This window comes from Taklimakanibacter lacteus, assembly GCA_003576695.1.
Lineage (GTDB): Bacteria > Pseudomonadota > Alphaproteobacteria > Rhizobiales > Aestuariivirgaceae > Taklimakanibacter > Taklimakanibacter lacteus.
Window position 1 is genome coordinate 66,724 of the sequence record QOZQ01000001.1, and the last position, 23,004, is coordinate 89,727.

The 23,004-nt window shown below is 63.1% G+C and carries 18 protein-coding genes and 1 pseudogene; 11 read left to right on the top strand and 8 right to left on the bottom strand.

Annotated elements, in window-relative coordinates; all coding sequences use genetic code 11:
- Positions 1-31 precede the first annotated feature (31 nt).
- Positions 32-904 (bottom strand): ectoine/hydroxyectoine ABC transporter substrate-binding protein EhuB, encoded by an 873-nt coding sequence (ehuB, locus tag DT068_RS00315; protein ID WP_119387778.1) that lies wholly within the window; start codon positions 902-904, stop codon positions 32-34.
- A 216-nt stretch (positions 905-1,120) separates the two neighbouring features.
- On the opposite strand from ehuB, the gene DT068_RS00320 reads away from it, so the two are divergent.
- Complete coding sequence (locus tag DT068_RS00320) at positions 1,121-2,299, top strand: M24 family metallopeptidase (RefSeq protein WP_119387779.1); 1,179 nt, start codon at positions 1,121-1,123, stop codon at positions 2,297-2,299.
- A 1-nt stretch (position 2,300) separates the two neighbouring features.
- Positions 2,301-3,449, top strand: a complete 1,149-nt coding sequence (locus DT068_RS00325) for a M24 family metallopeptidase (protein ID WP_119387780.1) — start codon at positions 2,301-2,303, stop codon at positions 3,447-3,449.
- A gap of 76 nt (positions 3,450-3,525) precedes the next feature.
- Here the strand turns inward: DT068_RS00325 and pcaF are convergent, their stop codons facing one another.
- From pcaF to DT068_RS00360, 7 genes and pseudogenes are all read right to left on the bottom strand, one after another.
- Positions 3,526-4,728: a 3-oxoadipyl-CoA thiolase gene (gene pcaF, locus DT068_RS00330; protein WP_119387781.1), complete on the bottom strand. Its 1,203-nt coding sequence runs from the start codon at positions 4,726-4,728 to the stop codon at positions 3,526-3,528.
- 1 nt (position 4,729) lies between these two features.
- On the bottom strand, positions 4,730-5,554 hold the full coding sequence (locus DT068_RS00335; protein ID WP_119387782.1) for an ATP-binding cassette domain-containing protein: 825 nt from the start codon (positions 5,552-5,554) through the stop codon (positions 4,730-4,732).
- A complete protein-coding gene (locus DT068_RS00340) occupies positions 5,547-6,434 on the bottom strand; it encodes an ABC transporter ATP-binding protein (RefSeq protein WP_119387783.1) in 888 nt (295 codons plus the stop codon). Before DT068_RS00340 ends, DT068_RS00335 begins: the two co-directional genes overlap by 8 nt.
- Positions 6,431-7,279: an ABC transporter permease gene (locus DT068_RS00345; protein WP_119387784.1), complete on the bottom strand. Its 849-nt coding sequence runs from the start codon at positions 7,277-7,279 to the stop codon at positions 6,431-6,433. Before DT068_RS00345 ends, DT068_RS00340 begins: the two co-directional genes overlap by 4 nt.
- The gene (locus DT068_RS00350) at positions 7,272-8,276 is read right to left on the bottom strand and encodes an ABC transporter permease (protein ID WP_119387785.1); all 1,005 of its coding nucleotides are present in this window, start codon (positions 8,274-8,276) and stop codon (positions 7,272-7,274) included. Before DT068_RS00350 ends, DT068_RS00345 begins: the two co-directional genes overlap by 8 nt.
- A 192-nt stretch (positions 8,277-8,468) precedes the next feature.
- Positions 8,469-10,001 (bottom strand): ABC transporter substrate-binding protein, encoded by a 1,533-nt coding sequence (locus DT068_RS00355; protein WP_119387786.1) that lies wholly within the window; start codon positions 9,999-10,001, stop codon positions 8,469-8,471.
- Positions 10,002-10,168: 167 nt separating this feature from the next.
- Positions 10,169-11,737, bottom strand: a pseudogene (locus tag DT068_RS00360) (phytoene desaturase family protein).
- A gap of 208 nt (positions 11,738-11,945) precedes the next feature.
- On the opposite strand from DT068_RS00360, the gene DT068_RS00365 reads away from it, so the two are divergent.
- From DT068_RS00365 to DT068_RS00400, 9 genes are all read left to right on the top strand, one after another.
- The gene (locus DT068_RS00365; RefSeq protein ID WP_119387787.1) at positions 11,946-12,731 is read left to right on the top strand and encodes a cyclase family protein; all 786 of its coding nucleotides are present in this window, start codon (positions 11,946-11,948) and stop codon (positions 12,729-12,731) included.
- 199 nt (positions 12,732-12,930) lie between these two features.
- Positions 12,931-14,511, top strand: coding sequence for a phytoene desaturase family protein (locus DT068_RS00370; RefSeq protein ID WP_119387788.1), 1,581 nt, complete (start codon positions 12,931-12,933; stop codon positions 14,509-14,511).
- 4 nt (positions 14,512-14,515) lie between these two features.
- On the top strand, positions 14,516-15,016 hold the full coding sequence (locus tag DT068_RS00375) for a MarR family winged helix-turn-helix transcriptional regulator (RefSeq protein ID WP_119387789.1): 501 nt from the start codon (positions 14,516-14,518) through the stop codon (positions 15,014-15,016).
- A gap of 330 nt (positions 15,017-15,346) precedes the next feature.
- The gene (locus tag DT068_RS00380; RefSeq protein WP_119387790.1) at positions 15,347-17,509 is read left to right on the top strand and encodes a thiamine pyrophosphate-dependent enzyme; all 2,163 of its coding nucleotides are present in this window, start codon (positions 15,347-15,349) and stop codon (positions 17,507-17,509) included.
- Positions 17,506-19,038, top strand: a complete 1,533-nt coding sequence (locus DT068_RS00385) for an indolepyruvate oxidoreductase subunit beta family protein (protein WP_119387791.1) — start codon at positions 17,506-17,508, stop codon at positions 19,036-19,038. The genes DT068_RS00380 and DT068_RS00385 overlap by 4 nt, the downstream gene beginning before the upstream one ends.
- A gap of 191 nt (positions 19,039-19,229) precedes the next feature.
- On the top strand, positions 19,230-19,430 hold the full coding sequence (locus tag DT068_RS27865) for a hypothetical protein (RefSeq protein ID WP_162913920.1): 201 nt from the start codon (positions 19,230-19,232) through the stop codon (positions 19,428-19,430).
- Between the two features lie 177 nt (positions 19,431-19,607).
- A complete protein-coding gene (locus DT068_RS00390; RefSeq protein ID WP_119387792.1) occupies positions 19,608-20,201 on the top strand; it encodes a VOC family protein in 594 nt (197 codons plus the stop codon).
- 18 nt (positions 20,202-20,219) lie between these two features.
- Entirely contained in the window at positions 20,220-22,577 is a 2,358-nt protein-coding gene (locus tag DT068_RS00395; protein WP_119387793.1) for an oxidoreductase, read from the top strand.
- Position 22,578: 1 nt separating this feature from the next.
- Entirely contained in the window at positions 22,579-23,001 is a 423-nt protein-coding gene (locus tag DT068_RS00400) for a RidA family protein (protein ID WP_119387794.1), read from the top strand.
- Positions 23,002-23,004: the final 3 nt, after the last annotated feature.

The following is a 23,004-nucleotide window of genomic DNA, read 5'->3' on the forward strand; positions in this document are numbered from 1 at the left end:
GAATGCATCACCTCACCCTTTGCATGAGAGATCATTCGCCCTTGCAAAGCTGTTCCATCGTCTTGTTCGGCAGATAATCCTTGCCGAAGCCCAAAGGCGTGACGAGGGCGAGATGTTCCGGCGTGCCGAGGAACGCCTTCAGCTCCTTGTTGAAGGCTTCATAGAGGTCGGTGTCCTCCTTGCGGAAGCCGAAGCCGCCATGGCCCTTCACCGATTTGCCGGCGACCTCACCGAAGGGCGTCGTCGATTCCACCCCTTCACCCTTCTTGGCCATGTCGGCGATCGACAGCGCGGTGAGCGCTGCGCCATCGGCGCGATCGGACTGGACGGCGGCGACGAGGCTCGATTGGTCGGGCAGGATCACCAATTGATCCTGGGCGACGCCGGCATCCTTGGCGTAGCCGACTTCGACGGCGCCGGCCATGACGGCGAGCTTGAGCGCGCTATTGTCCTTGAAAGTCGAATAGTCCTTGATGGCCTTGGGATTGCCCTTCCTCACCAGCATGGCCTGGCCGATGCCGTAGGAGGGTTCCGAGAAGGCGATCTCGTTGCAGCGCTTGGGATTGATGAACATGCCGGCGGCAATGATGTCGAAGCGGCCGGCCTTGAGGCCCGGAATGAGCGAGCCGAATTCGGTGAGCACGCCATCGACCTGGGCGATGCCCATCTTGGCGAGCACCGCCTTGGCGACTTCGGGCGCCTCGCCGGTCAGCTTGCCGTCGGGCGTCGCAAAGCCGAAAGGCGCTTCATTGGCGAAGCCGATGCGGATGAAGCCCTGCGCCTTGGCGCGCTCGAGCGTGGTTTCGGCCAAGGCGGAAGGAGCCAGCGCAAGGCTCGAAACCGCGAGCGTGAGGCCGGCGGTCCCTTGCAGCAGATGGCGGCGGGTGATGATCGTCCTGGACATGCGTTTCTCCCTGAAACATGAGCGATTTCAGCCCCGGTGACTGGTGATGAGCTTCGGCTCATTCTTGCCGGGCGCGTCTTGTTGTATACATCTTATCTGGACATGCTGCAAGGGAAGATGTAATATCGCGCAAAATAAACAAAACTCGGCTTGCAAAGGTCGCTATAGCCCTTTGTTGTGCACATTATGGCCGGAAATCAGGGATAGAGGCGGAAATTGAGCAAAACAGCTTTCTCGCGCGCCGAATATGCAAAGCGGCTCTCGGACGTCAAAGCCCGCATGGAAAAAGCGGGCTTCGACCTCATCATCTGCCAGGACCCGGCCAATATGTGCTGGCTGTCGGGCTTCGACGGCTGGTCCTTCTATGTGCCGCAATGCGTGCTCGTCCATCTGGAAGAAGAGACGCCGATCTGGTTCGGGCGCGCCCAGGACGCCAAGAGCGCCCATCTCACCACCTATCTTCCGGCCCGTAATATCATTCCTTTCTCGGAGAAGCTGATCCAGCATGCGGTGGGCCATCCCTATGACGAGCTCGCCGAGCTCGTCCGCGCGCGCGGCTGGGCGCAAGCGCGCATCGGCGTCGAGATGGATGCACATTATTATACGGCGCGCTGCCATGCGCATCTGACCCAGGGATTGCCCGATGCCCAGTTCCGCAACAATGGCGATCTCGTCAACTGGGCCAGGCTCGTCAAATCGGATGCCGAGATCGCGCTGATGCGCGAAGCGGGCCGCATCTGCACCCATGCGATCAACCGTGCGGTCGAAAAGATGAAGCCCGGCGTGCCGCAATATCACGTCATTGCCGATATCTATCATGCCCAGACGATGGGCGTTGACGGCATTGGCGGCGACTATGCCGCGATCTGTCCCCTGATGCCGGTGGGCGAGGGCACCAGCACGCCGCATCTCACCTGGACGGACGAGCCTTTGCCGAAATCAGGCCTGGTGATGCTCGAGATCGCCGGCGCCCGGCGGCGCTATCACGCGCCGCTCACCCGCACCATGCATCTGGGCAAGCCGCCGCAAAAGATCGCCGATCTCGCCAAGGTCGTCGTCGAAGGCGTCGATGCCGGACTTGCCACAGCCAGGACCGGCAAAAAAGCGGCGGAAGTCGAAGCCGCCTGGCAGGCGGTGTTGCGCAGGCACGGACTCAAGAAGGAAAGCCGGGTCGGCTATTCGATCGGCCTTGCCTATCCGCCCGACTGGGGCGAGCGGACCGTGAGCCTGAGGCCCGGCGATGAGACCGAGCTCAAGGCCGGCATGTGCTTCCATATCCAGTCCGGCATGTGGCTGGAAGACTATGGCGTCGCCATTTCCGAATCCTTCGTGGTGACGGACAAAGGCGGCGAGCGCCTGTGCGATGCCGCGCGCGAGCTGATCGTCATCGACTGACATGCATGCCAATCCCTTCAGCGCGTGGGAAATCGAGCAGCGCATCGCGCGGGTGCGCGCCGAGCTCGAGCGCCGCAAGCTCGATGCGGCGGTCTTCGCAAGCCCGGAAAATGTCTTCTATCTGACCGGCCTCGATCATTGGGGTTATTTCGCGCCGCATCTTCTCATCGTGCCGTCAGCGGGAGAGAATGTGCTCGTCACCCGTGCCATGGAGCGGGTCTCGGTCGAGAAGCAGGTAGCGTCGGCGCGGTTTCGCGGCCATCCCGACAGCGAGACGGCCGCCGACATGGCGGCGCGGGTGCTCGATGAGATGAAGCTCGCCGGCAAGGCGATCGGGCTCGAATTCTGGACATCGGGCCTGAGCTTCGGCCTCGCCGCATCGCTGCGGGAGCAGGTCGAAGCGCGATGGTCCGATGTATCAGGCCTCGTCGATCACATGCGGCTGGTGAAGAGCAGTGAAGAGCAAGCGCTGATGCGGCGCGCGGCGTCGATCAGCGACAAGGCGGCGGAAGCGGCGATCGCCGCCATTGCCGATGGCGCGCGTGAAAGCGATGTCGCCGCCGCCTGTGTTGCCGAGATGATCCGTGCCGGCGGCCATCCGCCGGGCTTCGGGCCGTTCATCCGGCCTGGCCATCGGCTGGGCGAAGAGCATGCCACCTGGGGCGATGGGTGTTACAAGAAAGGCGAGCCGGTCTTTCTCGAATTGTCGGGTTGCGTGTCGCGCTATCATGCGCCGCTTGGTCGTCTCGTCCATATTGGCGAGATTCGCGATGATGACGGCCACATCGCCACGATCGTGCGGCAGGCCTTCAACGCGGTTGTGGCGGCGATCAGGCCCGGCACGACGGCCAGATCCGTCTACGCGGCCTGGCAGCAAGTGGTCGATGAGGCGGGCCTCAAGCATTACCGGCGTCATCATTGCGGCTATTGCGTCGGCATCGGCCAGCCGCCCTCCTGGACCGGCGGCAATTCGGTGACGGGGCTCAGGCATGATTCCGATCTCGAGATCACGACCGGCATGAGCTTCCACATCCTGTCCTGGCTCATGGGCAGCGGCAAAGGCGACGACTTCCTGTCCAATACAGTGCTGCTGACGGACAAGGGACCCGAAGTGCTGACGCGGCTCAAGACCGGGCCGATTGTGATTTAAAGAACGATAAGTTTAGTTCGCGCACGAAATCTCCCTCCCCGCGCTACGCGCGGCGGAGGGAGAAACGCATCGCGGTCTAGGCCTTCTCGATCGCCAGTGCCACGCCCTGGCCGACACCGACACAGAGCGTCACCAGAGCGCGTTTCGCGCCGCGCTGCTTGAGCTCGAGCGCGGCGGTGCCGGCGATGCGGGCGCCCGACGCGCCAAGCGGATGGCCGAGCGCGATGGCGCCGCCATTCGGATTGAAGCTCTCATCGCCGGCATCGATGCCGAGCGCGCGGGTGACGGCAAGAACCTGCGACGCGAAGGCCTCGTTCAGCTCGATCACGTCGAAATCGGAAATCCTCAAACTGAGCCGCTCACGCAGTTTCGTGACGGCCGGAACCGGCCCCATGCCCATGATACGCGGCGCCACACCGGCGCTGGCCGCGCCGGTGATGCGCGCCCATGGTGTGAGACCATATTTCGCAATCGCCGTCTCCGACGCGATCAGCAAGGCGGCGGCGCCGTCATTGACGCCGGACGAATTGCCGGCCGTGACGGTGCCCGCAGTGCGGAAAGGGGTCGGCAGTTTCGCCAGCTTCTCGACCGTCGTGCCGGCACGGGGATGCTCATCGACGGCGACCGACAGGGTCTCGCTTTTCTTCTGTTGGACTGATACGGCGATGATCTCCTGCGCGAAGCGGCCGCTTTCCTGTGCCTTGACCGCGCGGGCCTGGCTTTGTGCCGCGTAAGCATCCTGGTCGGCGCGCGAGACCTGGTAGTCGGCAGCGACATTCTCGGCCGTCTCCGGCATGGAATCGATCCCATATTGCGCCTTCATTAATGGATTGACGAAGCGCCAGCCGATGGTCGTGTCATAAATCTCCGTCCCGCGCGCGAAAGCGGTCTCGGCCTTGGGCACCACGAAGGGTGCCCGCGACATGGATTCGACGCCGCCGGCAATGACGAGATCGGCTTCGCCCGATTTGACCTGGCGCGCGGCGGCGATGACCGCATCGAGCCCCGACGCGCAGAGCCGGTTGACGGTCAGCCCGGGCACGGTGTCGGGCAGGCCCGCCAGCAAGGAGGCCATGCGCGCCACATTGCGGTTGTCCTCGCCCGCCTGATTGGCGCAGCCCAGGATCACTTCGTCATAGGCGTCCGCATCGATGTTCTTGTGCCGCTCGATGAGGGCGCGGATGGGAAGGGAGGCCAGATCGTCGGTGCGCACCGAAGACAGCACGCCGCCATAGCGGCCGATCGGGGTGCGGATATAGTCGACAATGAAAGCCTGCATCTCAGCTCTCCTTGAGCCAGCCATCGCTGACTTCCGGCAAGGGAATGGAATCGCGCAGCAGCCTTGTATAGGCATGCTGCGGCTTTTCAAAGATCGCCGCCGTTGCGGCATCCTCGACGATCTCGCCCTTGCGCATGACGATGACGCGGTCGCAGAGCCGCCGCACCACCGACAGGTCATGGCTGATGAAGGCCATGGTGAAGCTCATCCGGCGGCGCAGATCCATGAGCAGATCGAGGATCTGCGCCTGGCTCGACACATCGAGTCCGGAAACGATCTCATCCGCCAGGATGAAGCGAGGCTTCAGCGCCACGGCACGGGCAATGCCGACGCGCTGGCGCTGGCCGCCCGATAGTTCATGCGGATAGCGGCCGGCGAAACTCTCAGGCAGGCCGACCTGCGCGAGAGCCTCATGGGCGAGCTTTCGGGCTTCGCTTCCGTCTCTCGCGACGTTGTGCAGCAGAAGCGGCGAGGCGATGATGGCGCCCACCGTCTTGCGTGGATTGAGCGAGGAGAACGGATCCTGGAAGATGATCTGGAGATCGCGGCGCAAGGGGCGCATGGCCTCGTCATCGAGCCTGGCAATGTCGCGCCCGGCAAAGACGATGCTGCCGCGATCGGGCTTCAAGAGGCGGACCAAGGTACGGCCGAGCGAGGTCTTGCCCGATCCCGATTCACCCACAATGCCGGTGATGGCGCCCTCGGGAAGAGCGAAGGAGAGACCCTTGAGGATCTCGATGCGTGGCGCGGCGCCGAAGAGCGGCTTGCGGGTGAGATCAGGCAAGGTGAGATAGAGGTCTCTCGCCTGGAACAGCGCCTCAGCCATGGTGGCGCTCCTTCAGCCAGGCCGCATCGGTGTCGGCCACTTCGCGCGCCAGTGCCGCGAGCAGCTCGGGCGAGGCGGGCTTGAGCGACTCATCCGGGCGGTCATAGCGCGGTGTCGCCGCCATCAATGCCCGCGTATAGGCATGCTGTGGTTTCTCGAAGAGCTGGCGCACGCTTGCCTGCTCCACGACCTTGCCAGCATAGAGCACGCTCGCCGTCTGGCATAATTTGGCGACGACGCCGAGATTATGCGTGATGAAGAGCAAAGCGGTGCCGTGGCGCGCCTGCATGTCGGCAATGAGCGCCAGGATCTGCTTCTGCACCGTGACATCAAGCGCCGTCGTCGGCTCGTCGGCGACGATGAGACGGGGCTCGGCGGCAAAGGCCGCGGCGATGAGGACGCGCTGGCGCATGCCGCCCGACAATTCATGCGGGTAAAGGCGCAGCACCCGCTCGGGCTCGGCGATCTTCACCTCGCCGAGGAGCGCCAGAGCGCGGGCGCGCGCTTCATTCGTCTTCATGCCCAGAATGTGGATCAGCCGGTCGGTGATCTGCGGCTCGATGCGGCGCGAGGGATTGAGGGCCGTGAGCGGGTCCTGCGGGATGAAGGCGGCACGCTTGCCGATGAAGCTGCGGCGCGGCCCCTGCGACATGGCGTTGAGATCTTCGCCGGCGAGCGCCACGCGCCCTTCGAGGATTTCGATCGAATTGGGCAATATGCCGAAGACGGCGCGCGCGATCATGCTCTTGCCGGCGCCCGATTCACCGACCAGCGCGTGGACCTCGCCGGGATTGACCTTGATCGACACGCGGCGCAGCAGGCGCGCGCCTTCACGGAGCGCGACACTCAGGCCCTCTATGTCGAGATAGGGCGCCGTCATCTGAGCACCGGGTCGAAACGTTCCTTCAGCCCTTCGCCGAACTGGCTGAAGGCAAGGACGGTCAGGAACAGGGCGATCATCGGAAAGACCAGCACCCACCAGGCCTGGTAGATGATGCCGCGCCCTTCCGCGATCATGCTGCCCCAGGTCGCCTGGTCGGTCGAGACCGAGAGATTGACATAAGAGAGGATGGCCTCGACGATCACCGCGATGCCCATTTCAAGCGACAGCAAAACGATGATCGCCGGCAGCACATTGGGCAACACTTCGCGGAAGAGCGTCGCCAGGGAGGTGCGGCCCATGGCGCGGGCACTTTCGACATAATCCATCCGGCGCTGCTGCATCGTCTCGGCACGCACCACGCGGCAGAAGCGGGTCCAGTCGATGATGGCGATGGCGATGATCACCGACTGCAGGCTCGGATTGAAGAAAGCGACCAGCAGGATCGAGAGCAGGACCGGCGGGAAAGCCATCCAGATGTCGACGATGCGCGAGATGATGCGGTCGGCCCAGCCGCCGAAGAAGCCGGCGAGCAGGCCGAGGGCCGAACCCAGGATGCAGGCGGCGAGACCCGCGCCCATGGCGACAATGAGCGCCGGGCGTGTCGCCGAGATGAGGCGGGACAGCACATCGCGGCCGAGGCTGTCGGTGCCGAGGAGATAACCCGGCTCGTGGCCGGCTATCCAGGCCGGCGGCAATTTGCCGAGCATCAGGTCCTGGGCCAGGGGATCATGCGGCGAGATCAAAGGCGCGAAGATCGCGGCAAGTGCTATGAGCGTGAGCCACCCGCCCGAGAGCCACAGGCGAGGCCCGGTCCTGACCGTGATGGCGCGCGCGTCAGCCATGGCGGAGCCTCGGATTGAGCAGCGCATAGCTCAGATCGACCAGCAGATTGATGGCGACGAAGAGCAGAGCGAAGACAAGGACGATGCCCTGGATCAGCGGCAGGTCGCGGTTGATCACCGCATCGATCGCCATATTGCCGAGGCCCTCATAGGAGAAGAGCCGCTCGACGATCACCGTGCCGCCGATCAGGAAGGTGAATTGCACGCCGGCCAGCGTCAGGGTCGGGATGACGGCATTACGCAAGGCTTCCGAGAGCAGCACGCGCGTCTCCGAGAAGCCCTTGGTGCGGGCCAGCATCACATAGTCCTGCTGCATCGCCTCCTTGAGCGAGGTCTTGAGAAGCTGGGCGATGACGGCGGCGAGCGGCAAGGCCAGCGCCAATGCCGGCATCAGCATGTGGCGCAGGAGATCGAGCAGGATGTCGAGGCGCAGGCGCAATAGGCTCTCGATCAGATAGAAGCCCGAGACGAAAGGCAGATCGAGGGTGGGCGAGACGCGGCCCGATATGGCGAAGACCGGGAAGGCGACGCCGAAGAGCAAGATGAGGGTCAGGCCCCAGAGGAAATCCGGCATGGCGAGGCTCGCGCCATTGGCGAGGTCGATGCCGGTCTCGGCGGCGGTGCCGCGGAAGCGCGCCGCGGTGATGGCGAGCGCCCCGCCCAGAGCGACGGCGATGAGAAGCGCCAGGGTCGCGAGTTCCAGCGTCGCCGGCAGGCGGCCGAAGATGAGCCCCATCACATCCTGGCGCAACGAGATGGAGGTGCCGAAATCGCCCTGCAAGGCGCGGCCGAGCCAGATCCAGAATTGCGTCAGGATCGGCTTGTCGAGGCCATAATGGGCGGTGAGGAGGGCGATGTCGGCGTCGGACGCGCCCGGCGGCAGCATCATGGCGATCGGATTGCCGGGAACGACGCGCACCAGGATGAAGACGATAAAGGCCACGCCGAACAGCGTGACCATAGTGGAGCCGATGCGGATCAGCAGATTTCGGCCCATACCAATTCAGACCTTGCATCATTTTTCCCCTTCGCCCGCGCGCAGCGTGGGAGAAGGTGCCCGAAGGGCGGATGAGGGCTCTTTCTTACAGCGAGTCTCGATCTCAAAAATATACCTGCTGAGGCAAAGAGCCCTCACCCGGCCTTCGGCCACCCTCTCCCATCCTTCGGACGGGAGAGGGGGAATTTTGATTTAGGCCGGTGACATCAGCGCTGGCAAGAGCGCGCCTGAGACATGCGGCGTGACCTTGACCGACTTGGCATGGATGATCGGCTGCACATATTGCAACAATGGGATCACATAGCCCTGCTCGGCGATGTATTTGTCGACCGCCTTCCAGCCCTCGATGCGCCTGGTCTCGTCCTTCTCGCCCCACAGCGGGATGATCATGTCGATGAGGTCCTTCGAGTCCCATACCGAATGCGGGCTCGGGCCGAACATGGCGAAGCCGGTCGAGGTGGTGGGATCGCCGATCGAATTGCCCCAGTTGTAGAAGGCGGCCGGCGCCAGCGTGTCGGCGCCACGCAATTCATAATGCTTGGCGATCTCATAGATCTCGATCTCGGCCTCGATGCCGACCTTGCGCCACATGCCGACGATCGCCTGGATCATCTCATAATCCTTGGGCTTGAAGCCCTTGGTGGTCTGGATCTTGAACTTCACCGGCTTGTCGGGGCCGAAGCCCGAGGCGGCAAGCAATTGCTTCGCCTTCTCCGGATCGTAGCCGACCTTGATCGAGGCATCGTAGGCCGCATATTGCGGCGTCTCCAGCGTGTCGATCGGAATGCCATAGCCATTGAGCAGGCGGTCGATGATGAGCTTCTTGTCGATCGCGTGATGGGCGGCGAGGCGGACATTCTTGTCGAGCATCACATCGATGTCGTTCAGGAAGATCATGCCGATATCGGAGATCGGCGTGGTGATGCCGGCAAGGCCGTCCTTGGCCTTCAGGCGGTCGAACTCGTCATAGGGGATTTCGAGCGTCACCTGCGAGGAGCCGGATTCGACTTCCGCCACGCGGCTCGATGAATCGGGCACGAATTTGATGATGACGGTTTCGAAAGCGGGCTTGCCGCCCCAGTAATTCGGATTGGCCTTGAGGCGCACGAAGGCGTTGCGCTCGAACTTCTCCATCATATAGGGGCCGGTGCCGATCGGCGCCTTCTCGAAGCCTTCGGCGCCCACTTTCTCGTAATAGGCCTTGGGCAGCACATAGCCGGTGAGGAAGGACATCCATTTGAACAGGACCGGCTCGAACTCCTTCACATCGGCGGTGATCTTGTTGCCCTCGACCTTGAAGTTGCCGATCTTGCTCCACACGAACTGGATCGGGTTGCCGGTCTCAGGCTTGCCGGCACGCTCAAGCGACCAGGCGACGTCCTCGGCGGTGAAGGGCGAGCCGTCATGCCAGGTGACGCCGTCCCTCACTTCCATCATGATCTTCGATCTGTCGTCGTTCCATCCCCATTTGGTGACGAGGCCCGGCGCGAAAGAGAGGTCGGGATTCTGCGCGATATACATGTCGAAGACCGACTGATAGATCGCCTGGATGGTCGGGTTGACGGCCGAGGGGCCGACGGTCGGGTCCCAGGAGGGCAAGTTCACATTATAGGAGATGGTGAGCTCGGAGCCTTGCGCTGAAACAGTTGCGCCGGGCAGACCGGCCACCAGTGCCGCACCGCCAGCCAAGCCGAATTTCAACAGATCACGTCTGGATGTCGTCATGTTCCTCTCCCTGTCGCCCTGTTTGCCGGGCATCACCTGTTGCAAGATACTTTAGGTCTAAAATAAAACCCCCGCAAGGGCAGGCGCATTCCCTCACTGGCGCGTTTCCTATCGCCAAAGTCGAGCAACCCCGGATCGGGTCCGGGGCAAGCTTTGGCGGGAAGCGCTCATTTGGCCAGCATCTTCGCCAGCATGAAACCCGACCCGGCGCCGACACCGGCGCCCGGCCAGGTCGAGGCGCCGACGAGATAGAGTCCCTCGACCGGCGTTTTGTAACGCGACCATCCGGCCACCGGCCGGAACAGGAAATTCTGGCTCAGATGATGGCTGCCGCCCAGATTGTCGCCGCCCAAGAGATTGGGATTCTCGCTTTCGAGATCGAGCGGCGAGAAGACGGCGCGGCCCAGGACCTTGCCGCCGAAGCCCGGCGCATAGGATTCGAGAATGCCCATCACCCGGTCGGCATAGGCTTCCTTGACCGCGGCCCAGTCGGTGCCGGTGATCCGGTTCAGGGCATCGCCGCGAATAGAGGCCGGAACGACGCGCACCTGCAGCTAGAGAATGTGCTTACCTTCCGGCGCGCGGCTCGGGTCAATGGCGGTGGGCTGGCCCACCACGACGACCGGCTCTCCCGGCAGCAATCCGGCCAGCGCCTCATTATATGTACGGCTCATCATGTCGAGCGAAGGGGCGAGATGGACATAGGCGAAGCGCTTGAGCTCCTCTCCGGCCGTCCAGTCAGGCAGATCCCCGCAAGCGATGTGGATCATCATGGTGCCGGGGCCGGGCCGGAAGCTCTTCATGCGCTGGTCGATCTCTGCATTGCCGCTGCCGCCCGGCAACAATCTGCCGAAGACAGTCTGCGGGAGCGCATTGGCGATCACCGCGCGCTTTGCCGTGAATATGCGGCCATCAACCAGCGTGACACCCGCGGCCCGATTGCCGTTCCGGTCGATGCGCAGGACCTCGGCATCGAGATGGATCTCGCCGCCCAGCTCCTGCAAATAGCCGGTCAGCGCCTTGATCATGACATCGGCGCCGCCTTTGCCCAGCGCCATGCCGAAAGCCTGGTCGGCCATGGCTTCGAGATAGGGGAAGAGCGCGCCCCCCGCTATATCGGGTGAGAAATCGAGATGCATGCCCCAGGCGGCGAGCGTCGCCTTGATCTTCCCGGACTCGAAATTCTGATCGAGGAAGGCGCGGGGAGACGACACGAGCAGCCGCAGTGTGTCGATGATCCATGAGAGACCTTGCGCGCGCCAGGCTTTCCAGCCGATCGACAGGAGATCACGCGAGGGCATCGGGCTGCCGAGGAGCGAGAATATATGCGGCGCGTCGCGGCCGAAGCTCTCGCTCATGCGCCGCCAGGTCTCGCCATCCGAGGCTGAGAGAGACGTGGCGCGGGCAATGTTCTTCGTCCTGTCCTGCGAGACGCCGAACCAGCTCCGATCGGCGAAAGGCGTGGCGAAGCAATCACTGGCGCCGGCGAAGGCCAGTCCATGCCGCATCAGCGCCTCGCCATGCAGGCGCATGAAGGATGAGCCCGCGAAGAGGCCCAGATTCATGGCGAAGAGGTCATGGCGGAAGCCGGGAAGCGTCACCTCCCGCGTCTGGACAGCGCCACCCGGCATCTTGTTGCGCTCGAAGACGCCCACCTTCCAGCCGTGCCTGGCCAGATGAACCGCCGCGGCCAGGCCATTATGGCCGCTGCCGATAATGATGGCGTCATAGCTCATGCATTTCCTTCCCAGGGCATATACTGGCATATGCATATAATCTGTCCATGAGATTCCTCTGCAAAGGGAATTATGGCCAAATGTTACTTGCAATTGCATGCTTTGGGCATAGGATGCGGGCATAGGTTTGGCGCGTGATCGGACGGAAAACCGGTATCCCCTTTTCCTGATCACGCGCTGAATTAAAAAACCGCAGCGGAGGAGCAGGATGGCGCAGAAAGATCTCACTTCATTGGCCGAAGCCCTTTTGTCGGGATCCGTCGAGGTCATCGATCTCTCGGCCCCTCTCGGCCCCGACACGCCCTTGATCAAACTGCCGCCCGAGATCGGCAAGAACACGCCCAAGATCGAGGTGCACAATATTTCCAACTATGACCAGAACGGCCCCTTCTGGTCATGGAACTGGCTCAAGCTCGGTGAGCATTCGGGCACGCATTTCGATGCGCCGGTGCACTGGATCTCCGGCAAGGATTATCGCGACGGCTCGACCGACAAGATCCCGGCGAAGAATTTCGTCGCCCCCGCCAATGTCATCGACTGCAGCGCCGAAGCGAAGAAGAACCCGGATTTCCTGCTCTCGGCCGATGGCGTGCGCGCCTGGGAGAAGAAGCATGGCGATATCGCCAAGGGCACATGGGTGCTGATGCGCACCGACTGGTACACGCGCAATGGCAGCGAGAAGGATTTCCTCAATGCCGATGACAAGGGGCCGCATTCGCCGGGCCCGACTGCCGACTGCATCGAATATATATTGTCGAAAGGCGCCATTGGCTGGGGCAGCGAAACGGTCGGCACCGATGCGGGCTCGGCCGGCGGCATGACGCCGCCTTTCCCGGCCCATACCCTGATGCACAAGTCGAACCGCTACGGGCTCGCGAGCCTGTGCAATCTCGACAAGCTGCCGCCCAAGGGCGCGATCCTGATCGCCGCGCCGCTCAAGATCGTCAACGGCACCGGCAGCCCGTTGCGCGTCCTGGCGCTGGTCGCGCGCTGAGAAATTTAGTTCCCCTCTCCTGTTGCGAAGCAATGGGAGAGGGTGCCCGGAGGGCGGGTGAGGGCTCTTTGCCTCAGCAAGGAACATTCGTTGAGACTAGAGCAGACTTCACGAAAGAGCCCTCATCCGGCCGTTGGCCACCTTCTCCCATGCTGCGCACGGGAGAAGGGGAAAGAGAGGAGAGACTCTGGAGCACAGCATGGCCGATCCTGACTATGTGATCGTCGGCAGCGGCATCAATGCACTGGTCGCGGCGGCCTTGCTCGGCCGCAAGGGCAAGCGCGTGCTGATCCTCGAGCGCAATGAGCGGATCGGCGGCTGCATCCGGACCGAGGAGATCACGGCACCTGGCTATATCCATGATGTGATGGCGACGACCTTCGTCCTCTTCATCACATCGCCTGCCTATGCCGCACTCGCCGCCGATCTCGGCAAGCATGGGCTCGATTTCTGCCATACGGATCACCCGTCAGGCGTGCTTCTGCCGGATGGGCGATCGGTTGTCCTCAGCATGAAGCGTAGCATCAATGAAGCGGCCTTCGATCAGCTCGCATCGGGTGACGGCGCCCGGCATGCCGCCGATGTCGGCGGGATCGAACGCAACGCGCCTTTGCTCTTCGCGCTGCTCGGCGGGCAATTGTGGAGCTGGCCGACGGCGAAATTGCTGGCACGCGAAGGCTGGAAGAGGGGGCCGCGCGCGCTCGCCCAGTTCTTCGGCGAGGCGCTGGTCACGGCACGCGCCTGGCTCGAAGCGAGTTACCGGTCCGATGTCACGCACGCATTGTGGGCGCCCTGGGTGCTGCATACGGGGCTTGGGCCCGAGAGTGCCTACTCCGCGCAGATCGCCAAGGTCATCGCCTTCGCGCTCGAAGCGGCGGGGGCGCCCATCGTCAAGGGCGGCGGACAGAAACTGCTCGATGCCTTTGCCGCCATGATCGGCGCGGCAGGCGGCGAGATCAGGACCGGAGCCGAAGTCGCAAGCCTGCTGCCGGGCAGCGGCGGCAGCGTGCGCGGCGTGCGGCTTGCCGATGGCAGCGAGATCACCGCCGGTTCCGGCGTCATCTGCTCGGTCACGCCGAACCAGCTCTATGAGCGCCTGCTCAGGGACTTCGCCGTGCCGGACGACCTCAAGCAGGCGGTGCAGAGCTATCGCTATGGCAAGGGCAATTTCCAGCTCCATTACGCGCTGAAGGCGAGGCCGCAATGGATCGCGGCCGGCCTCGACAAGGTGGCGCTGCTGCATCTGACGCCCGGCCTCGATGGCGTGTCGAAAGCGGCGAACGAGGCCGAACGCGGCATGCTGCCGGAAGTGCCCACGATCTGTGTCGGCCAGCCGCATGCCCTCGATCCGAGCCGCTGCCCGGAAGGGGCGGCGATCCTGTGGCTGCAGCTGCCGGAAGCGCCGCGCCATCTCAAGGGCGATGCGGCGGGCAGGATCGTGGTTCCGCCGGACGGCAAATGGACGGAGGACGTGCGCGAGGCCTATGCAGACCGCATCGAAGCGATCCTCGCCCACCACATCGGCAATTTCAGCGAGATCAAGCTCAAGCGGCGTGCCTATTCGCCCGCCGATCTCGAAGCGATGAACATCAATCTCGTCGGCGGTGATCCCTATGGCGGCTTCTGCGGCATCGACCAGTCCTTCCTGTGGCGGCCGTTCAAATCGAGCGTCAATCACCGCACTTTCATTCCCAATCTCTATCATATTGGCGCCTCCACCCATCCCGGTGCCGGTCTCGGCGGCGGATCGGGCTTCATGCTGGCGCAAGCTTTGAGGTGATAAGATGGTCGGACGCTTCGGAACCGCGCTGCTCAAACCATCCAATGCCGATCAGGACGCCATCCCCTCGATCGGCGAGATCGGGCTCAATCATTTCGCGCCCTATCTGATCAACCGCATTTCGGCGCGCTGGAATGCCGATCTGCAGGAAGCGCTGAAGCCCTTCGACCTGACCACCGCCAAGATGCGCACGCTCGCCGTGCTGTCGATCACGCCCGGCATGACGGCCAACGACCTGGCGCTGCACACGATCACCGAGCAGTCGACCATGAGCCGCACGCTCGATGCGATGGAAGAGCAGGGGCTGGTCAAGAGCCGGCCACGCAAGGGCGATCTCAGGGTGCGCGAGGTCTATCTGACGGAGAAGGGCCGGCAGCTTTTCGCCGAATTCTGGCCCTCGATGTACAAGCGCTATTCCGACATGTTCAACGGTGTGAGCGAGGCCGAATATGAGGCGTTCATCTCGACCCTGCACAAGATGCTGCAGAATGTGAGCCAGGGATGATGAAACTCATAAGCGGTCTTGCACACCTCTTTGTTTCATTTCCCCTTCTCCCGTCCGAAGGATGGGAGAAGGTGCCCGACCTTGCTTCGCCGAAGCGGAAGTTATCTGCTTTGTCGGGGCGAAGCCTCGGCTTCGCGAAGGCAAGAGGGCGGATGAGGGCTCTTTCTCGAAGTACGCGAGACTCCAAAAGGCTTAGCCCCTTGCTGGCAAAGAGCCCTCACCCGGCCTTCGGCCACCCTCTCCCATTGCTTCGCAACGGGCGAGGGGGAAAGTTGGAAATAGCTCGCCACCTTCCCCGCAGAGGGGGAAGGATAAGATAGGACGACCCCCATGGCCGAACGATCCTTCGCGAAAGAAGTCCAGCAGCTCAAGATCGGCGCCGGCGAGGAATTCCGCGGCGAGGGCATCCTTGCCATCACCAAGGCGCTCCTGCAATGCGGCGTCGGCTATGTCGTCGGCTATCAGGGGGCGCCCATCTCGCATCTCATGGATGTGCTCGCCGATGCGCAGGACATATTGGGCGATCTCGGCGTCCATTTCGAGGCGAGCGCCAGCGAGGCGGCGGCGGCCGCGGCCCTTGCCGCGTCGGTCCACTATCCGATCCGTGGTGCGGCCACCTGGAAATCGACGGTCGGCACCAATGTCGCCTCAGATGCGCTCGCCAATCTCTCCTCGGGCGGCGTCACCGGCGGCGCCCTCATCATCGTCGGCGAGGACTATGGCGAAGGCTCCTCGATCATGCAGGAGCGCAGCCATTCCTTCGCGATGAAGTCGCAGATCTGGCTGCTCGATCCCAAGCCCAATCTCGAATCGATCGTGAAGGCGGTGGAAGACGGCTTCGAATTGTCGGAAGCGACCAATACGCCGGTCATGCTCGAGGTGCGCATCCGCTCGTGCCATGTGCATGGCCGCTTCATCGCCAAGGACAATCAGCGCCCGCAGATGTCGGTCAAGGACGCGCTCGAGGCGCCACGCCGCGACACGCAGCGCATCGTGCTGCCGCCCGCCTCCTTCCTGCATGAGCAGGAGAAGATCAGGAAGCGCTGGCCGGCGGCGATCGAGTTCATCAAATCGCGCAAGCTCAATGAAATGGTGGGGCCGAAACGCGGCGGCGTCGGCATCGTGCTGCAGGGCGGCATGTATAACAGCGTCATCCGCGCGCTGCAGCGGCTGGGCCTTGCCGATCTCTATGGCTCCTCGATGGTGCCGCTCTATATCCTCAATGTCACCTATCCGCTGGTCGATGACGAGTTCCTCGCCTTCTGCAAGAACAAGGACGCGGTGCTGGTGGTCGAGGAAGGCCAGCCCGATCATCTCGAACAGGCCTTCGGCCATATGCTGCACAAGGCGGAATCGCTGACGCGCCTGCATGGCAAGGACTATCTGCCGATGGCCGGCGAATATACCGGCCAGGCGATGCTCGACGGCCTGTCCGGCTTCCTGCGCGACAAGGCGCCGGAGCTGTTGAGCGCCAAGATCAGACTGCCCAATGCACCGACGGCACCGCCCGATGTCTCGCATCTCGCGCAAGTGGTGCCGATGCGCCCGCCCGGCTTCTGCACCGGTTGCCCGGAACGGCCGATCTTCTCGGCCATGAAGCTGGTGGAGAGGGAACTCGGCCAGCATCATGTCGCCGCCGATATAGGCTGCCATCTGTTCTCGATCATGCCGCCCTTCAATATCGGCGCCACCACCATGGGCTATGGGCTGGGGCCTGCTTCGGCGTCGGCCTTCAATGTGCCGGCGAAGAAGCGCTCGATCGCCATCATGGGCGATGGCGGCTTCTGGCATAATGGTCTCGCCTCGGGCATCGGCAATGCCGTCTTCAACAAGAATGACGGCGTCATCCTGGTGGTCGACAATTACTATTCGGCGGCGACCGGGGGCCAGGACATCCTCTCGTCCCGCGCCAGCAACAAGACGCGTTCCACCCGGCATCCGATCGAGGATGCGGTGAAAGGGGTGGGCGTCAACTGGGTGCGCCGGATCGACCGCACCTATGATGTGAGCCTCATGCGCGACACGCTGCGCGAGGCGCTGACCACCGGGGAGAAGGGGCCCAAGGTCATCGTCGCGTCATCGGAATGCATGCTGAACAAGCAGCGGCGCGAGAAGCCGCTCATCGCCAAGGCGATCCAAGACGGCAAGCGCGTGGTGAAGCCCCGCTTCGGCGTCGATGAGGATGTGTGCACCGGCGATCATGCCTGCATCAGGCTGTCGGGCTGCCCGTCGCTCAGTGTGAAGCAGCTGGACGATCCGCTGCGCGACGACCCGGTGGCGGCGATCGACCAGTCCTGCGTCGGCTGCGGCAATTGCGGCGAGGTGGCGGATGCGGCGGTGCTGTGTCCCTCCTTCTACCGCGCCGATGTGATCAGCAATCCCAGCCGGCTTGACCGGTTCCTGGCCGGCTTGCGGCAGAAGGTGATCGGCTTCCTGCAGCGGCGGCGCGACCGCAAGTCGCTCATCTTCGCCAAAGCGGAGGCGGCACCATGAACATGCAGCTGCCGCGCCAGAACCAGATCATCAAGCTCGCCATCCTGGCGGTCGGTGGGCAGGGCGGCGGCGTCGTCTCGGACTGGATCGTGCATCTCGCCGAAACGAATGGCTGGTATGCCCAGGCGACCTCGGTGCCGGGCGTGGCGCAGCGCACCGGTGCCACCATCTATTATGTCGAGATGGTGCCCGATCGCGGCAGAACGCCGGTGCTGGCGCTGATGCCGTCGCCGGGCGATGTCGATATCGTCATTGCGGCCGAGCTGATGGAAGCCGGGCGCGCCATGATGCGGGGCCTGGTGACGCCGGAGCGCACCACGCTCATCGCCTCCTCGCACCGCGCCTATGCGGTGTCGGAAAAAGTGGCATCGGGCAACGGCATTGCCGATGCGGGCAAGGTCATCGAGACGGCGCGGAAAACGGCGCGCCGTTTCGTCGCCGCCGATCTCGAGGCGATCGCGGTGAAGAATGGCAGCGTCATCTCGGCCAGCCTGTTCGGCGCGCTGGCGGCGGCCGATGTCCTGCCTTTCACGCCGGAGAGTTTCGAAGAGACGATCAAGAGCGGCGGCAAGGGGATTGCCGCCAGTCTCAGGGCTTTTCGCGAGGCCTATGACGCGGCGCTGGCGCCTGTCCCCGAGCCTGCCGGGGCCGAGCCGGTCAGCGCTGCGCCCGTGCCTACGGGACCTGAGAAGCTCACAAGGCAGTATCGCGAGCTCATCGCCCGCATCGACGGCGAACTGCCGGCGGAGGCGCGCGACATGGCGCATGCCGGTCTCGCCAAGGTGATCGCCTTCCAGGATCTCGCCTATGGCGAGGAATATCTCGGCCGGCTGGTGAGGATCTCGGCGCTCGATCATGATCTGGGCGGTGACGGCAAGGACCGGGCGCTGACGCGCGAAGCCGCCAAATATATCGCCAATGCGATGGCCTATGACGATGTGATCCGGGTGGCGCGCATCAAGACGCAGAGCGAGCGCTTCCATCGGGTGCGCGACGAGGTCCGGGTGCGCGACGAGCAGGTGCTCAAGATCACCGAATTCATGCATCCGCGTATGGAAGAGGTCTGCGGCATGCTGCCGGCGCGACTTGGCCGCTTCATCGAAGTCAGGCCGCGTCTGTTCAAGGCGCTCGACCGCATCGTCAATCGTGGCCGGCATGTGCGCACCGACAAGGTCTCCTGGTTCGCGACGCTCTATGTGCTGGGTGGCCTGTCGCGCCTGCGCCGAAGGCTGCTGCGCCACCAGGTGGAGCAGGGCCATCTCGAACGCTGGCTCGGCGAGACGGAACGGGTCGCGCGCCTGAACTATGATCTCGGCGTCGAGATCCTGCGCTGTCGCCGGCTGATCAAGGGTTATAGCGACACGCATGCGCGCGGCCTCACGCGCTATGACCGGGTGCTGTCGGCGCTGCCGATGCTGGAGCAGCGGCAAGATGGCGCCGACTGGCTGCGCCGCCTGCGCGATGCGGCGCTGAAGGACGAGGACGGCACGGCGCTCGCCGGCGCGCTCAAGACGGTGGAGAGTCTTTAGTCGGTCTTCTTCCGCTGCGGCATGTGATTCTTGAGCGAAAATTTACCAGCTTTCGGGAATTTGGAACCAATTCATCGCCTGCGCATTAGGATGGGTTACGCGTTGTGGACAGTCTTTGCCGACAGGAAGCGCAAGACTTCAATCCGCGTGTCACTCAGGGACGGTCAGCTCATCTGTAATGGAGCTAGCCCATGAGATGCGACATTCGAGAGCCCTATATATTGAAAGCGATGGGGCAGGCCTTCTCCCAGGTCGTCACCGATAAAGGATATATCGGCGAGTATGAACGGCAGGACATTGCCGATCGGATCGTGGCCGGAGCATCGGCCGGAGAAACCAGCGTCGAAAGACTCGTCGCCTTTGCCATTGCCGGGCCGGGCCTGAACGACTGATCTGGGCGCAGGCGCGCTTGAGCGCGGTTACCCTCCCCGCAAGGGGGAGGGAGATCCCTGATTACTTCAAACCTAAAGCATTGTCCCAAAATTAGTTTAGTTCTATAGTAATTCCAGGTGCCCCTCGGCAGACACCGGACCTTGGCCCGGCACCGGCCTGTCCTTGAGGAACGCAACATGCTGAAGAGATTTGCCGCGTCGTTGTCGCTTGCCTTCTGCCTCATCACGCCCGCCACCGCCGGATCGCTGCCTGGAATGCGCGGCCATGACCATACCGGCGTCACGGTTCCCGACATCAAGCAGGCGCTCGATTTCTTCACCAATGTGCTGGGCTGCCAGCATGCGATGACCTTCGGTCCCTTCTCCGACGACAAGGGAACCTTCATGCAGGACCTGCTCGATGTTCACCCGCGCGCCAAGATCGAGCAGATCTCGCTGGTGCGCTGCGGCTATGGCTCCAATATCGAGCTCTTTCAATATTCATCGCCCGACCAGAAGGTGGCGACGCCGAAGAACAGCGATATCGGCGGCTATCACATCGCCTTCTATGTCGATGACATCAAAGCCGCGGCCGACTATTTGAAGGCCAATAATGTACGCACCATGATGGGACCGCTGCCGGTCGACCAGGGGCCGGCGGCCGGCCAGTCCATCCTCTATTTCATGGCACCCTGGGGCCTGCAGTTCGAGCTCATCAGCTATCCACAGGGCATGGCATATGAAAAGGATGGCGGCACGGTATTATGGTCGCCCAAGGACCCGGCGAAATAGCCGGGCGCGAGCTGAGCGATGCGGATCAAGGTGATTGGCGGCGGCCCCGGCGGCCTCTATTTCGCCCTTCTGACCAAGAAGGCGAAGCCCGAATGGGATATCGAGGTCATCGAGCAGAACCGGGATGACGACACATTCGGATTCGGTGTCGTCTTCTCCGACGACACGCTCGATGAGTTCCTGTCGCATGACCTCCCGTCCTATGACCGCATCCGCGAGAAATTCGCCTATTGGGACGACGTGGCGATCCACTACAAGGACAATGAGATCCGCTGTGGCGGCAACGGCTTCTGCGGCCTGTCGCGCATCACCTTGCTGAAGCTCCTGCATGCGCGCTGCCGCGAGGAAGGGGTGTCGCTCACTTTCAGCCGGCGCATCGATCCGGACGAGATCGAGCAGCTCTGCTCATCCGCCGATATCGTGGTGGCCGCGGACGGCATCAATTCGGTGATCCGCGAGCGCTACAAGGAGCATTTCAAGCCGGCCGTGTCGGTCAAGGCCAACCGCTTCTGCTGGATGGGCTCGACCCGGCCGATGGGCGAGTTCAATTACTTCTTCAAGCAGACGCCGCATGGCGTGGTCTGCGCCCATACCTATCAATATGAGAAAGGCAAATCGACCTGGGTCTTCGAAATGGACGAGGCCTGCTGGCATGCCCATGGCTTCACGGAGACGGACGAGGAGGACTCGCGCGCCAAGCTCGAGGCGCTCTACGCGCAAGAGCTCGACGGTCATCCTTTGCTTCTCAACCGTTCGCATTGGCGGCGCTTCCCGCGCATCTTCTGCGAGAACTGGAGCCACAAGAACATCGTGCTTCTCGGCGATGCCAAAGCCTCGGCGCATTTCTCCATCGGCTCCGGCACCAAGCTTGCGATGGAATGCGCCATAGCCTTGTCCTGCGCGGTGGTGGATCATGGCGCGGCCAGCCCGAAAAAGGCCTTCGCCGCCTATGATGCGGCGCGGCGCGTGCCGTGCCAGGTCGTCCAGCACAATGCCGATGTGTCGCTGGCCTGGTTCGAGCATATGAAGCGCTCCTTCGACATGGAGCCGATGCAGTTCGCCATGGTGGTGATGTGCCGTGCCAAGACGATCACCTATGACAATCTGCTGATCCGCGATCCGGGCTTCGTCAGGAAAGCGGATGACGAGTGGTATGAGCGCTATTACCGCGAGACGGGCCTGGACTACCGCACATCGCGCCCGACACCGATGTTCACCAAATTCCGCTTGCGCCAGATGGAAGTGGCGAACCGGGTGGTGATGTCGCCGATGGCGCAATATTCGGCCGACCGGGAGGGCAATCTCACCGACTGGCATTTCGTGCATTATTGCTCGCATGCGCTGGGCGGCATGGGGCTCATCTTTGCCGAAATGACCTGTCCCTCGCCCGATGCGCGCATCACCCTGGGCTGCACCGGCCTGTGGAGCGACCATCAGGAGGCGCAGTGGAAGCGCATCGTCGATTTCGTCCATGCGAATTCAAGTGCGAAGATCTGCATGCAACTCGGCCACGCCGGCCGCAAGGGCTCGACCCAGCTCGGCTGGGAAGAGGCCGATCATCCCATTGCGGAAGAGAGCGACAACTGGCCGCTCGTCTCGGCTTCGCCCATTCCCTATTTCGAGAAGATCAGCGACCTGCCGGCGGAGCTCGACCGCGCCGGCATGGCGCGCATCAAGGCCGAGTTCGTATCGGCGACGGAGCGTGCCGCGCGTGCCGGCTTCGACATGCTCGAGCTCCATTGCGCGCATGGCTATCTCTTCGCCTCCTTCATCTCGCCGCTCACCAACAAGCGCGCCGACGAGTATGGCGGCTCGATCGAGAACCGCCTGCGCTATCCGCTCGAAGTCTTCGCCGCGATGCGCGAAGCCTGGCCCGAGGAGCGTCCGATGTCGGTGCGCATCTCGGCATCGGACTGGAGGGATGGCGGCATTGCCGAGGCCGATCTTTTCGTGATCGCCGAGAAGTTCCGCGATGCGGGCTGCGATCTCATCGATGTGTCCTCCGGCCAGACCGTGCCCGACCAGAAGCCCGTCTATGGCCGCATGTATCAAGTGCCTTTCGCGGAAGCGATCCGCAATGTGCCGAAAATGGCGACCATGGCGGTGGGCGCCATCACCGAGCCGGCGCAAGTGAACACCATCCTTCACACCAGGCGCGCGGATCTGGTGGCGCTGGCCAGGCCGCATCTGTGGAATCCCTATTTCGCCCATCAGGCGCAGGCCTGGTATGGCGCCAAGGATGAGAGCTGGCCGCAACAATATCTGCCCGGCCGCAACCAGGCCTTCCGCGAGCAGGAGCGGCTGCGGCAGAAGCAGATGGAACTGCAGACCAAGGCGCGGCCGAAACGTCATGCGCTGAATGAGGGGAACGCATGACATGAACGATATCAAGAAACATACGGCGCCGCCGCTGCATCGCATCCTGCAGCCGCCGGGATGGCCGAGGCCTCGCGGCTATGCCAATGGCATATTGGCGCAAGGCCGCATGATCTTCACGGGCGGGCTCGTCGGCTGGAACGAGGAGGGCGTGTTCGCGGAAGGCTTCGTGCCGCAAGTGCGCCAGACGCTTCTCAATATAAAGGCGGTGCTGAAGGAAGCGGGCGCCAGGCCCGAACATCTGGTGCGGCTCACCTGGTATGTCACCTCGGTCAAAGAATATCTGGCCGACCCCAAGGGCCTGGGGGGCGCCTATCGCGAGATCATCGGGCCCTATTATCCGGCCATGGCGACGGTCGAGGTGACGCGGCTCGTCGAGGAGAAGGCGCTGGTCGAGATCGAGGCGACGGCGGTTATTCCTTAGAGC